11 protein-coding genes are annotated in these 12,715 nt (G+C 62.2%); 5 read left to right on the plus strand and 6 right to left on the minus strand.

All coding sequences use genetic code 11. From position 1 onward, the window contains the following. Positions 1–9: 9 nt before the first annotated feature. The 3 genes from C9427_RS15215 to C9427_RS15225 all read right to left on the minus strand — a co-directional run bounded on the left by C9427_RS15215 (position 10) and on the right by C9427_RS15225 (position 2,996). Complete coding sequence (locus C9427_RS15215; protein WP_167434371.1) at positions 10–792, minus strand: ATP-binding cassette domain-containing protein; 783 nt, start codon at positions 790–792, stop codon at positions 10–12. A 2-nt stretch (positions 793–794) separates the two neighbouring features. Further along, a complete protein-coding gene (locus C9427_RS15220; protein ID WP_107649952.1) occupies positions 795–1,856 on the minus strand; it encodes an ABC transporter permease in 1,062 nt (353 codons plus the stop codon). Positions 1,857–2,018: 162 nt separating this feature from the next. Beyond that, positions 2,019–2,996, minus strand: a complete 978-nt coding sequence (locus tag C9427_RS15225; RefSeq protein ID WP_425351652.1) for a sugar ABC transporter substrate-binding protein — start codon at positions 2,994–2,996, stop codon at positions 2,019–2,021. Positions 2,997–3,267: 271 nt separating this feature from the next. On the opposite strand from C9427_RS15225, the gene C9427_RS15230 reads away from it, so the two are divergent. The 4 genes from C9427_RS15230 (at position 3,268) to C9427_RS15245 (ending at position 7,274) form a co-directional block, all read left to right on the plus strand. After that, positions 3,268–4,494 carry an ROK family transcriptional regulator gene (locus C9427_RS15230; RefSeq protein WP_107649954.1) on the plus strand — a complete coding sequence of 409 codons (1,227 nt, stop codon included), beginning with the start codon at positions 3,268–3,270 and terminating at the stop codon, positions 4,492–4,494. After that, positions 4,495–4,941, plus strand: a complete 447-nt coding sequence (locus C9427_RS15235; protein WP_107649955.1) for an RbsD/FucU family protein — start codon at positions 4,495–4,497, stop codon at positions 4,939–4,941. It begins immediately after the preceding gene. Further along, complete coding sequence (locus C9427_RS15240; protein ID WP_107649956.1) at positions 4,938–5,861, plus strand: carbohydrate kinase family protein; 924 nt, start codon at positions 4,938–4,940, stop codon at positions 5,859–5,861. Before C9427_RS15235 ends, C9427_RS15240 begins: the two co-directional genes overlap by 4 nt. 270 nt (positions 5,862–6,131) lie before the next feature. Further along, on the plus strand, positions 6,132–7,274 hold the full coding sequence (locus tag C9427_RS15245) for a DegT/DnrJ/EryC1/StrS family aminotransferase (RefSeq protein ID WP_107649957.1): 1,143 nt from the start codon (positions 6,132–6,134) through the stop codon (positions 7,272–7,274). A 16-nt stretch (positions 7,275–7,290) separates the two neighbouring features. Here the strand turns inward: C9427_RS15245 and cysQ are convergent, their stop codons facing one another. The 3 genes from cysQ to cysD are packed head-to-tail and all read right to left on the minus strand — an operon-like array spanning position 7,291 to position 10,935. Then, on the minus strand, positions 7,291–8,079 hold the full coding sequence (gene cysQ, locus C9427_RS15250) for a 3'(2'),5'-bisphosphate nucleotidase CysQ (RefSeq protein ID WP_167434373.1): 789 nt from the start codon (positions 8,077–8,079) through the stop codon (positions 7,291–7,293). Between the two features lie 10 nt (positions 8,080–8,089). Continuing rightward, positions 8,090–10,027, minus strand: a complete 1,938-nt coding sequence (gene cysN / locus C9427_RS15255) for a sulfate adenylyltransferase subunit CysN (protein WP_167434359.1) — start codon at positions 10,025–10,027, stop codon at positions 8,090–8,092. A gap of 2 nt (positions 10,028–10,029) precedes the next feature. After that, entirely contained in the window at positions 10,030–10,935 is a 906-nt protein-coding gene (gene cysD, locus C9427_RS15260; protein WP_107649960.1) for a sulfate adenylyltransferase subunit CysD, read from the minus strand. 590 nt (positions 10,936–11,525) lie between these two features. Between cysD and C9427_RS15265 the strand changes: the two genes are divergently transcribed. Next, positions 11,526–12,710, plus strand: coding sequence for an O-antigen ligase family protein (locus tag C9427_RS15265; protein ID WP_107650167.1), 1,185 nt, complete (start codon positions 11,526–11,528; stop codon positions 12,708–12,710). Positions 12,711–12,715: the final 5 nt, after the last annotated feature.

The following is a 12,715-nucleotide window of genomic DNA, read 5'->3' on the forward strand; positions in this document are numbered from 1 at the left end:
GCAAGCGCTTCAGGCAGCGAGCGCTGCTTCAGGCGGCAGCTTGGCTCCGGTCATGAAGGCGACAGCGTCGGACATCGTATATTGCTTGGGATCGATGACGCAGAGGCGACGGCCCAGACGATGGATGTGGACGCGGTCCGCCACTTCGAAGACATGCGGCATGTTGTGCGAGATGAGCACGATCGGCAGGCCGCGCTTCTTGACGTCGAGGATCAGCTCGAGCACGCGGCGAGATTCCTTGACGCCAAGGGCTGCCGTCGGCTCGTCCATGATCACCATCTTAGAGCCGAAGGCAGCGGCGCGCGCCACCGCCACGCCCTGGCGCTGGCCGCCCGAAAGCGTCTCGACGGCCTGGCTGATGTTCTGGATGGTCATCAGGCCAAGTTCGGTGAGCTTGTCGCGGGCGCGCTTTTCCATCGCCGGCCGGTCGAGCATGCGCAGCCATTCGCCCAGAAAGCCCGGCTTGCGGATCTCACGGCCGAGGAACATGTTGTCGGCGATCGACAGCGCCGGCGACAGCGCCAAGTTCTGGTAGACGGTTTCGATGCCGGCTTCGCGGGCCTCCATCGGCGATTTGAAGGCGACGGGTTGGCCTTCAAGCCGGATTTCGCCCTCGTCGGGCACGGCCGCGCCGGAAATCGCCTTGATCAGCGATGACTTGCCGGCGCCATTGTCGCCGATGACGGCCAGGATTTCGCCGGGATAAAGGTCGAAGTCGGCATTGTCGAGGGCTGTGACACGGCCATAGCGCTTGACCAGGCCGCGCGCGGTGAGGATGGGTTCCTGGGTCATGGCTATGCCGAAACCTTTCTGATCCATTGGTCGATCGCCACGGCGCCGATAATCAGCACGCCGGTAAGCAGCACTTTCCATTGCGGATCGGCGCCCAGCATGTTGAGGCCCATCGAGACGACGCCGACGATCATCGCGCCGAACAGCGTGCCCAAGATCGAACCGCGCCCGCCAAAGAGGGAAATACCGCCGATCACCGTCGCGGTGATCGCCTGCAGATTGTAATCGGTGACGGCGGCGGACGGCGAGATCGAGCCGTTGCGGCCGATGGAGACCCAGGCGGCAAAGGCAGCGATCAAGCCGGCAAGGGTGTAGACCGTCATCAAGACCTTTTTGGTCTGGATGCCCGACAGCTTCGCCGCCTCCTGATCATCGCCAACGGCGTAGACATGGCGGCCCCAAGCCGTGTGGTTGAGCACGTACCACAGGATCAGAACGAGCACGACCGTGGCAATGACGCCGAGCGTCAGCACCGCCGTGCCGACCTTGAAGCTCAGGGCAAACAGATGCAGCAGCGGCGCCTGAGTGTCGACGTCGGTGTCGCGGATCGTCTCATTGGCCGAATAGATGAAATTCGTGGCCATGACGATGTTCCAGGTGCCTAGCGTCACGATGAAGGGCGGCAGCTTCATATAGGCCACCAGCACCCCGTTGAGCAGCCCGCAGGCCGCTCCGGCGGCAAGCCCGATTGCCACGGCGAGCACGGCCGGCATACCGTAACTGACGGCGCAATTTCCCATGATCACAGCCGAGATCACCATGATCACGCCGATCGACAGATCGATGCCGGCGGTAAGGATGACCAGCGTTTGCGCGGCTCCCAGAATGCCGACGATGGCGATCTGCTGCAGGATCAGTGTCAGCGTGTAGGACGAAAAGAACCGCCCGCCGATCGTGATGCCGAAAATGATGATCGCCAGAACCAGCACGATCAGCGGCACCGCGGCCGGCGTCGAGTGCAGGAAATGCTGGATGCGCTTGACGGCCGATTTGTGCTCGTCAAAAGCCGCAACGCTTGTGTCGCTGCTCGAGAGAACCTTCTCGAATTCCTGAGCCTGAGCCATGCTTCCTCCCCGTCTAGGCCTCAGCCACCCGCTGACGCCCGTCCACGCCTTTCCGGTCTGCCGCCGGGATTGTTTCGCGTTTGTTGTGGTCCATCGTCCACCCGAAGCGGCCGGGGATCAAGTCCCCCCGGCCGATCGGGTCTATTGCCGGTCAGACCAGCATCAGCCCCAGCACTTGGCGAGGCCTTCCTTGGTGTCGATGGATTTCACGCCGTTTGCCGGCTTGTCGGTCACCAGGTTGACGCCGGTGTCGAAGAAATCCTTGCCTTCGGTCGGCTTGGGCTTGGTCCCATCCTTGGCGAAAGCGGCGATCGCCTCGATGCCGAGTGCCGCCATCTGCAGCGGATATTGCTGCGAGGTCGCACCGATCACGCCTTCCGCGACCGACTTGACGCCGGGGCAGCCGCCGTCCACCGAGACGATTAGCACCTGGCTTTCGAGACCGACAGCCTTGAGCGCCTGATAGGCGCCGACAGCGGCGGGCTCGTTAATGGTGTGGATGACGTTGATGGTGTTGTCCTTCTGGAGAAGGTTTTCCATAGCCTTGCGGCCGCCTTCCTCGTTGCCGTTGGTGACGTCGTGGCCGACGATGCGCGGATCGTCCTCGTCGCCGATCTTGTTGGGGTCCTTCACGTCGATGCCGTAGCCCATCATGAAGCCCTGGTCGCGCAGCACGTCCACCGTCGGCTGCGAGGGCGTCAGGTCGAGAAAGCCGATCTTGGCGTCCTTGGCCTTGTCGCCGAGCGTGGCGGCCGCCCACGCGCCGATCAGCTTGCCGGCTTCGAGATTGTCGGTCGCGAAGGTCGCGTCCGCGGCGTCGATCGGATCGAGCGGCGTGTCGAGCGCGATCACCAGCAGGCCGGCGTCGCGTGCCTTCTTTACCGTCGGCACGATGCCCTTGGTATCGGACGCGGTGATCAGGATACCCTTGGCGCCGTCTGCGATGCAGCTCTCGATCGCCGCAACCTGGCTCTCGCTGTCGCCGTCGATCTTGCCCGCATAGGATTTGAGGTCGACGCCGAGCTCCTTGGCCTTGGCGGTGGCGCCCTCCTTCATCTTGACGAAGAAGGGGTTGGTGTCGGTCTTGGTGATCAGGCAGGCGCCAACGCCGGCCGCCGACGCGGTCGAGGCAAACGCCATCAGGCTCAGCCCGGCCGCCGCAAAAACGGTGGACTTCAATAGATTTGTCTTGGTCACGATTTTCCTCCCAGTGGAACCATTTCGGACACCGGCCAACCGGTCTCCGCACAGGCGCCCTGACGAAATTCTCCCAGCGCGGGCGCCGTCTCCAACAGACACCAGCCCGAAGTTCCTGTCAATAATTAAATCACTCTTATTTATTATTGACAGCCTTGCATCGTTCACTCATTCTGGACCAAAAGCATTGAGGGGAAACGACGGGAGGTACAGGGTGGAGACCGGCATTGCGAGGCACGGTTCGCCCGAGGCAGCCGAAAGCCAAATTCACCGCGGCACCAACCAGAGCGGCATGCGGGACCACAATGAGCGGCTGGTGCTGTCGCTGGTGCGCCAGCACGGCAGCCTGGCCAAATCCGACATCGCCCGTATGACCGGGCTTTCGGCCCAGACCGTTTCCGTCATCATGCGCGAACTCGAGCAGGATAGCCTGCTGGTGCGCCAGGCGCCGTTGCGCGGCAAGATCGGCCAGCCCTCCATCCCGATGGCGCTCAATCCAGAAGGCGCCTTTTTCATCGGCCTGAAGATCGGCCGGCGCAGCGCCGAACTCGTACTGATCGACTTCCTCGGCAATGTTCGCTCGATGCTGCAGCACTCCTACCGCTATCCAGCACCGCGCGAGACGGTGGAGTTCGTCACCTCCGGCATGAAGAAGATGCGCGGGGAGCTGACCCAGGCGCAGGACAAGCGCATTGCCGGACTTGGCATCGCCATGCCGTTCGAGTTGTGGAACTGGGCCGACACCGCCGGTGCGCCACGCGACATCATGGACGAGTGGCGCCACCGCGACATTCGCGCCGACATTCAGGCGCAATGCGAATTTCCCGTCTACCTGCAGAACGACGCCACTTCGGCTTGCGGCGCCGAGTTGGTGTTCGGCCAGGCGGGCGCGGCGCGCGACTTCGTCTATTTCTACATCGGCGCCTTTGCCGGCGGCGGCATCGTGCTCAACGGCCGGCTTTTTGGTGGGCCCACTGGTAATGCCGGCGCACTCGGCTCGATGCCGGTGCCCGGACCGGACGGAAAGCCGACCCAGCTGATCGACGTGGCATCGATCGCCATGCTGGAAAAGGCGCTTAACGCCCGTGGCGTCGAGGCCTCGCATCTGTGGACATCGCCGCAGGACTGGGGCGAGATCGGCGTCGAACTGGACGACTGGATCGCCGACGCCTCCGAGGCGCTCGCCTATGCCATTGTCGCGGCGGCCTCGGTCATCGATTTCGAGGCGGCGGTGATCGACGGATGGATGCCGCTGACGGTGCGGCGACGCCTCGTCGAGGCCGTCGTCGTGGCGGTCGGCAAGATCGACTGTGAGGGTCTGAAGCTTCCGGCGGTGCGCGAGGGTACGGTTGGCATTCATGCACGCGCGCTGGGCGGCGCCAGCCTGCCGCTTTCCGAGCGCTTCCTGATCGGGTCGACGACGATTTCCAGGAGCACCTGAATGCTGATCGGCATCCCGGCGCTGCTTGGCCCGGAACTCCTGGCAACGCTGCGCGCCATGGGCCATGGCGACGAGATCGCGCTTGTCGATGGCAACTACCCGGCGCAAGAGCATGCACACCGGCTCATCCGCGCCGACGGTCATCATCTAGTTCCGATGCTCGATGCCGTATTGAGCGTGTTACCGGTGGATGACGCCGTGCCGGAGGCGCTGTTTCGCGCCTCGGTCAAAGGCGATCCCTCGCTTGCCGATCCCGTTCATCGCGAAATGGAGGCGATCTGCGCCAAACGCGCACCGGGCCGCAATGTGGTTGCGCTGGCTGGCGCCGACTTCTATGCACGGGTCAAGTCCGCGCACGCGATCATAGCGACAAGCGAGCCCAGGCTCTACGCCAACATCATCATTCGCAAGGGCGTGATCTATCCGCCGGAGAATACGAAATCATGATCCTTTGCTGCGGCGAAGCCCTCATCGACATGCTGCCTCGCACCACCACCGAGGGAGAGCCGGCCTTTGCCCCCTATGTCGGCGGCGCGGTGTTCAACTCGGCCATCGCGCTTGGCCGGCTCGGCGCGCCCGCCGGCTTCTTTTCCGGCCTGTCGTCGGATCTGTTCGGCGGCCAGTTCAGGGACGCGCTCGGAGCAAGCAAGGTCAGCTCCACCTATGCGCATACGTCGCCGCGACCGACGACGCTCGCCTTCGTGCGGCTCACCAACGGCCAGGCGACCTACACTTTCTACGACGAGAACACGGCCGGTCGCATGCTGACCACCGACGACCTGCCGGAGCTCGGCAGCGAGATCGAAGCCATGCTGTTCGGCGCCATCAGCCTGATCTCGGAGCCCGCCGGATCAGCCTATGAGGAATTCATGCGGCGTGAACATGAGCGCCGCCTGATGATGCTCGACCCCAACATCCGGCCGAATTTCATCCCGGACAAGGCCAGGCATCTCAGGCGCATCCGCTCCATGATGGCGATGGCCGATATCGTCAAGCTGTCGGACGAGGATCTGAACTGGTTCGATGAAGCCGGCTCGCATGAGGACGTTGTCCGCAATTGGCTGGATCGCGGGCCGAAGCTGATCGTCGTCACCCATGGCGCGGAAGGCGCCGTCGGCTATACTAGGGAGCACAAGGTCACGGTCGTGCCGGACAAGGTGACGGTGGTCGACACGGTCGGCGCAGGCGACACGTTCAACGCCGGCATTCTCGCCTCGCTGCATGAGCAAGGCATGCTGTCGAAGACCGCTATTGCCACACTTTCAGAAGGTATCATCCACGAGGCTCTGACGCTCGGCGCCAAGGCGGCGGCGGTGACGGTATCGCGAGCCGGCGCCAATCCGCCCTGGCGGCACGAAATCGCCTGAGCAGGCAGAGAACCCTTGGATCAGCCCTGGTTCCGCGATCACTTTATGTTTCGCCGGATCGGAGGGATGCGATCGAAAGGCTTGGCAGCGGCTTGCGAACGCCGGATTTCCGCCATCTTGCCAAGACAGGCTCGAAAACAGAGGTAACAGGCTGCGACACCTAGGCAATTCGCCGTTTGGCTGGTTCGGCTTTCTCGGCCGGCCCAAGTCTGGTACCAGCGGCCAATTACCCGGCTAACCCGGCGATCATCTGGCTAGAACGAGGCCAACATGCAGTTCATCGATCTTGGCGCGCAACGCGAACGCATCCGCGACCGGCTGAAAGCCGCGATCGACCGCGTCGTTGACGACGGCCGCTATATCCTCGGACCAGAAGTCACCGAATTCGAGAACAAGCTAGCCGCCTATGTCGGCACCAAGCATGTCGTGGCCTGCGCCAACGGCACCGACGCCCTACTCTTGCCGCTGTTTGCGGCCGGCATTGGCCCAGGTGACGCGGTGTTCGTGCCGAGTTTCACCTTCGCCGCCACGGCGGAAGTGGTGGCGCTAGCCAAGGCCGAGCCGGTTTTCGTTGATGTCGATCCTGAGACCTACAACATCGATATAGCCAGCCTCGAGGCGGCGATCGCGATGATCAAGAAGGAAGGCCGGTTGAGGCCGAAAGCGATCATTCCGGTCGACCTGTTCGGCCTTGCCGCCAACTATGAGGCGATCATGGCGATCGCCAACCGCGAAGGACTGTTGGTGATCGAGGATGCCGCCCAGTCGATGGGTGGCTCGCTCGACGGCACGATGTGCGGCGCGTTCGGCCATGTCGGCTCGACCAGCTTCTACCCGGCCAAGCCGCTCGGCTGCTACGGCGACGGCGGCGCGATGTTCACCAATGACGATGCGCTGGCGGAAAAGCTCCGCTCTCTCGCCTTCCACGGCAAGGGCGAAACGCAATATGATAATGTACGCGTCGGCATCAATTCGCGGCTCGACACGCTGCAGGCGGCGATTCTGATCGAGAAGCTGGCCATTCTCGAAGACGAAATGATTGCCCGGCAAGCGGTTGCGAAACGTTATGCCGAGGGTTTCGGCGACATCGTCAAGGCGGCGCGCAACCTGGATGGCAGCCGCTCGGCCTGGGCGCAATATGCGATCGAAACGCCAAAGCGCGACGGTCTGAAGGCGCATCTCGGCGAAAAAGGCATTCCCTCGGTCATCTACTACGTGAAGCCGCTGCATGCCCAGGTCGCCTATCGCGACTATCCACGCACGCCGACAGGCCTTGCGGTTTCGGAGGACCTGCCGAAGCGCATCCTATGCCTGCCCATGCACCCTTATCTGAGCGAGGCCGACCAGGACCGGATCATCGAGACGATCCGCAACTATATCGGTTCCAATTCGGCGCACGTCGCGGCGGCATAACCAAAGCCGAGAAGAATCACGCCGAGCTTGCAGCCTTGCCGCTGGCGACAAAATGCGGGTTGGCGAAATCCTCGTCGTCGGCCTGATTGCGCTTGCCGTAGGTGAGCGGCTGGCCGTCCAGCGTGCGCGTCATGCCGCCGGCGGCGCGCAACACCGCATCGCCGGCCGCCGTATCCCACTCCATGGTGCGGCCGAAGCGCGGATAGAGGTCGGCCTCGGCACCAGCGACGAGACAGAATTTCAGCGACGAGCCGACCGAGACGATCTCGGCGGCGCCGAGATCACGGATGAAGGCTTCGGTCTCAGGCGTGTTGTGCGAGCGGCTAGCGACGACGGCGAGCGGCGTGGCGCCTGCGCGCACCGAAATCGGCTGGCGGCCCGTGATCTGGTAGTCGGCATCGACTTCGATCGTTTCAGCCCTGCCCGGCCGGCCGGAAAAGAAACGCCCGGTGCAGGGCGCGAAGACCACGCCGATCTCCGGTACGCCATTGCGAACCAACGCGATGTTGACGGTGAAGTCGGTCCTGCGGTTGACGAACTCCTTGGTGCCGTCGAGCGGATCCACCAGGAAGAAGGCGTCGCCGAGATCCGGCGGCATGATGCCGGCCGACGCCTCTTCCTCGGCCACGCAAGGGATGCCAGGGAATGCGGCACGCAGCCCGGCCAGAATGATCTTCTCGCTCTCGCGATCAGCCTCGGTCACCGGCGAGGAATCGGATTTCCGGTCGACCGCGCAGCCGGCGTTGAAAACGCGCATCACCTCGCGTCCGGCCGCCAGCGCCAGGCGCTCGAACACGGCGAGCATCTGCCCGTCGTCAGATGCCGCCGCCGGCGTCGTATTGGTCTTCTGCAATGTCACGCTCGTTCAGCCAGAGTTCCAGGGCCTCCACCATCTCCTCGGCCGACTTGCCGAGCGTCTTGAGGTGGATTTCGGGATTTTCCGGAGCCTCGTATGGAGAATCGACGCCGGTGAAATTCTTGATCTCGCCATTCAGCGCCCGCGCATAGAGCCCCTTCGGATCGCGCCTGGCGCATTCCTCGAAGGGTGTATCGACGAAGACTTCGACGAATTCGCCATCCGCCATCAATTCGCGCGCCATGCGCCGCTCGGCGCTGAACGGCGAAATGAAGGAGACGATGACGATCAGCCCGGCATCGGCCATCAGGCGCGCCACTTCCGCAACACGGCGAATATTTTCGACCCGATCGGCGTCGGTGAAGCCGAGGTCGCGATTGAGCCCGTGGCGGACGTTGTCGCCGTCCAGGATGTAGGTGTGGCGCCCGGTGGCGAACAGCTTCTTCTCGAAGAGGTTGGCGATGGTCGACTTGCCGGATCCCGAGAGCCCGGTGAACCAGAACACGGCGGGCCGCTGGTTCTTCATGTCGGCGCGGCCGCGCTTGCCGACATCGAGCGACTGCCAGTGGATGTTTTCGGCGCGGCGCAGCGAGTGCAGGATCATCCCGGCGCCGACCGTGGCGTTGGTGATGCGGTCTATCAGGATGAAGGCGCCGGTGGTGCGGTTCTCGGCGAACGTGTCGAAGGCGATCGGCGCCCGCGTCGAGAGGTTGCAGATGCCGACTTCGTTCATTTCGAGCGACTTGGCAGCCTCATGGGCGAAGTCGTTGACATTGACGCGATATTTCAGGTCGGTGACGGTGGCGCTGGTCTGGTCGGTCTCCGTGCGCAGTATGTAGGAGCGGCCCGGCAACAGCGCGTGCTCGTCGAACCAGACGATGTTGGCGGCGAACTGGTCTGCAACCTGCGGCCGCGCAGCCGGCGACACCAGCATGTTGCCGCGCGAGACCTCGACTTCGTCGTCAAGAACAAGGGTAATGGCCTGGCCGGCCACCGCCTGGTTCAGATCGCCGCCATGCGCGACGATGCGCTTGACGCGCGACGACTTGCCGGATTTGGCGACGACGACCTCATCACCTTGCGACACCGAGCCGGAAGCGATCGTGCCGGCAAAACCGCGAAAATCGAGGTTGGGACGGTTCACATACTGCACCGGAAAACGGAACGGCAGTTCGACCGCGGCTTCGTCCACCGAAACGGTTTCGAGATGCTCGATCAATGTCGGCCCGGAATACCAGTCCGTCTTTACTGAGCGGCTGGTGACGTTGTCGCCATAACGGGCGGACATCGGAATGGGCACGATCGTCTCAAAGCCGAGCTTGTGCGAGAACTGCCGGTAGTCCTCGACGATGCGTTCGAAGACGGTCTTGTCGAAGCCGACGAGATCGATCTTGTTGACGGCCAGAACGACGTGCCGGATGCCGAGCAGCGAGGCGATGATCGAATGGCGCCTTGTCTGGCGCAGCACGCCCTGGCGCGCGTCGATCAGCACGATGGCGAGATCCGCGGTCGAGGCGCCGGTGGCCATGTTGCGCGTGTACTGTTCGTGGCCGGGCGTGTCGGCAACGATGAATTTGCGTTTCGGCGTGGCGAAGAAGCGATAGGCGACGTCGATGGTGATGCCTTGCTCGCGCTCGGCCTCGAGGCCGTCGACCAGCAGCGCGAAATCGATGTCGTCGCCGGTCGTGCCGTGCTTGCGCGAGTCGCGCTCGAGCGCGGCGAGCTGGTCTTCGAAAATCTGCTTGGTGTCGGACAAAAGGCGGCCGATCAGCGTCGACTTGCCATCGTCGACCGAGCCGCAGGTCAGGAAGCGCAGCAGCGACTTCTTTTCCTGCGCAGTCATGTAGTCGCGGATACCGTCGGTCGGGGCGAGGCTCTTGGCCATGATGTGGCGCATGCTCAGAAATATCCCTCGCGCTTCTTTTTCTCCATCGAGCCGGCTTCATCGCGGTCGATCAGACGGCCTTGGCGCTCGGAGGTGCGCGCCGTGAGCATCTCGCCGACAATGGCCTCCAGCGTGTCGGCATCCGATTCGATCGCACCGGTCAGCGGATAGCAGCCAAGGGTGCGAAAACGCACCAGGCGGTTCTCGACCGTCTCACCGGGCCGCAATTGCATGCGCTCGTCGTCCTTGAGGATGAGCATGCCGTCGCGCTCGACGACCGGGCGTTCCTTGGCGAAATAGAGCGGCACGATCGGGATATCTTCCTGCAGAATGTATTGCCAGATATCGAGTTCGGTCCAGTTGGACAGCGGAAAGACCCGGATCGATTCGCCAGAGGCGATGCGGGTGTTGAATATCTTCCACATCTCCGGCCGCTGGTTCTTCGGATCCCAGACATGCTGGGCGTTGCGGAAGGAGAAGATCCGCTCCTTGGCGCGCGACTTCTCCTCGTCGCGGCGAGCGCCGCCAAAGGCTGCATCGAAGCCGTATTTGTCGAGCGCTTGGCGCAGCGCCACGGTCTTCATCACATGGGTGTGGGTGTTCGAGCCATGGTCGAACGGATTGATGTTGTCGCGCACGCCATCTTCGTTGACATGGACCAGAAGGTCGAAGCCGAGCTTTTGCGCCATCTGATCGCGAAAGGCGATCATCTCACGGAACTTCCATGTCGTGTCGACATGGAGGAAGGGAAAAGGCGGCTTGGCGGGGTAAAACGCCTTCATCGCCAGATGCATCAGCACCGACGAATCCTTGCCGACGGAGTAGAGCATGACCGGCTTGGCGAAGGCCGCCGCAACTTCGCGAAAAATATGGATGGATTCGGCTTCAAGCCGCTGCAGATGCGTAAGCGCGATATTCATGGACCGTGAGCGTTCTCTCGTGTCATCCAGATCTTGCACCGATGCATCGGGCGCAGTTCGCGGCCACCCGGTCCGGCTCACTTCTGGACAATCTTGTTTCGTGCAGGCGTTCTAGCAGATCGCCGTTGTTTATAACAATGCAAGACAGGCCTGCCGCAAAGTGGTTCGGGAACGAATCTTCTACTCAAGGCCCGGAACTCGGAAATTCCTACTCGCCGAGTTGACGAGCTTGGTAGGCCGAGAAAAAAAATGTCTGAATGGGCGGAACGAGCGTCAATCGGTCCCGGGCCTGCACTGACGCATGAACGACACTGTCGATTTTTGACGGCAGTCCGCCCTGCCGGACTATCGAAAATCATCCTCAGCCGTTATACCGGTCCACGGAGTTCAGCCACTGCGCGTGGCATCACGTGCACGACGTGCTGAAGATCATCGCACCAGCGACGGCCAAACCAGATTCCCAAAGACCCTGCAGAATGCGACTTAAGACCTTGAGCTGGCTTTCATCGACAAAACAGCAATTCACACCATCGCGGGTCAATATCTACTTTTCCATTCTTTGCTTCTTTTCTCCTCCGGTTTTGGGATCGGTGGTCAGCTTCGTGTTCAATGGCGGCGGTCTGTGGTCGACCTTGCTGGTTGCCCTGAAGAGACGGCGTTTCAATGTCGATCAGCCCATGGTCGCCCTTACCGCAGCGATCTATGCCTATTGCGGGGCAATTATTCTTGCTTCGATCGTCAACAACTCGATCGCGAGGGATGCGGCGCATCTTGTGCCGCTGATCACCTTCCTGTTTTTCCCCTTCTCTTACTCGGTCTGGAGCATTTCGCAGAAAACCACCCTTGCGCGCATCATCATACTCAGCAGCATGGCCGCCTGCTTCGGCGCATTGCTGCTGACGGGCATCCAGTATTATTGGCTCGGCATGTTAAGGGTCGAAGGCGCGGCCGGAAATCCGATCGTATTCGCCACGGTCGTCTGCCTCAGCGTCATGGTGTGCATGGCTGGCGCCTTGTCGGGCATCGAAAGGAACCGCAGCCTTCTCGTCTGCGCTGCGCTGGCCGGGACAATCGCCATCCTCTATACCGGTTCGCGGATCATGTGGTTGGCGATGCTGATCGCAGGCATCGCCGTATTGCTGATCCACCGGCAGAATCTCAGGAGCAGGAACGCTCGTCGCCTGTTGCTGGTATCGGGCGCGGTCGGTCTCGCAATCGCTGCCCTTGGATTCCACATCATATTGGATCGAGCCGAGTTCCTCCGCTCCGACTGGGATGCACTCATGGCGCATGGCGAGCACAACACCGCCTTGGGATTTCGCGTCGCCATGTGGCAAATCGGTGTTGACGCATTTCGCGAGATGCCGTTTTTTGGACATGGGGTGGGAGCGACCTCGCGCCTGATAAAGCAGGGCTTCCACGACCAATTCGGCATGGACAAAGGCTTCAGCCACTTCCACAACGGCTTTCTGACCGTGTTGGTGGAGGCGGGAATCCTGGGAGCTGTCGCGCTGGCGGCGATCTTTGTCGTTGCCGCCAGAAATGCCGCCAAAGTGCTGCGCATCAGTGCCGATCCAATCGAGCGGTTTGGCGCCACCATGATCGTCATCGTCGTGATCACCTACCTTATAGGTGGAATGGTCGGCATTCTGGTCGGGCATGATATTCTGGATTCGGTGCTAATGATCTTCCTGGTGTCCGGCACCTATCTTGCGTCAGGACGCACCCTTCCGATAACTGAAGAACAAACGCTGCCGGTGACGCCGGCAGCCTGATAGGG

Source organism: Mesorhizobium helmanticense (genome assembly GCF_003034915.1).
GTDB classification, from domain to species: domain Bacteria; phylum Pseudomonadota; class Alphaproteobacteria; order Rhizobiales; family Rhizobiaceae; genus Mesorhizobium; species Mesorhizobium helmanticense.

What these genes read in the sequence shown, in the direction of transcription:
- C9427_RS15215 (WP_167434371.1), bottom strand. Translation starts at nt 792, where the DNA reads ATGACCCAGGAACCCATCCTCACCGCGCGCGGCCTGGTCAAGCGCTAT.
- cysD (WP_107649960.1), bottom strand. Translation starts at nt 10,935, where the DNA reads ATGAATATCGCGCTTACGCATCTGCAGCGGCTTGAAGCCGAATCCATC.
- C9427_RS15235 (WP_107649955.1), top strand. Translation starts at nt 4,495, where the DNA reads ATGCTGATCGGCATCCCGGCGCTGCTTGGCCCGGAACTCCTGGCAACG.
- C9427_RS15220 (WP_107649952.1), bottom strand. Translation starts at nt 1,856, where the DNA reads ATGGCTCAGGCTCAGGAATTCGAGAAGGTTCTCTCGAGCAGCGACACA.
- C9427_RS15240 (WP_107649956.1), top strand. Translation starts at nt 4,938, where the DNA reads ATGATCCTTTGCTGCGGCGAAGCCCTCATCGACATGCTGCCTCGCACC.
- C9427_RS15225 (WP_425351652.1), bottom strand. Translation starts at nt 2,996, where the DNA reads ATGGCGTTTGCCTCGACCGCGTCGGCGGCCGGCGTTGGCGCCTGCCTG.
- C9427_RS15245 (WP_107649957.1), top strand. Translation starts at nt 6,132, where the DNA reads ATGCAGTTCATCGATCTTGGCGCGCAACGCGAACGCATCCGCGACCGG.
- cysQ (WP_167434373.1), bottom strand. Translation starts at nt 8,079, where the DNA reads ATGCTCGCCGTGTTCGAGCGCCTGGCGCTGGCGGCCGGACGCGAGGTG.
- cysN (WP_167434359.1), bottom strand. Translation starts at nt 10,027, where the DNA reads ATGCGCCACATCATGGCCAAGAGCCTCGCCCCGACCGACGGTATCCGC.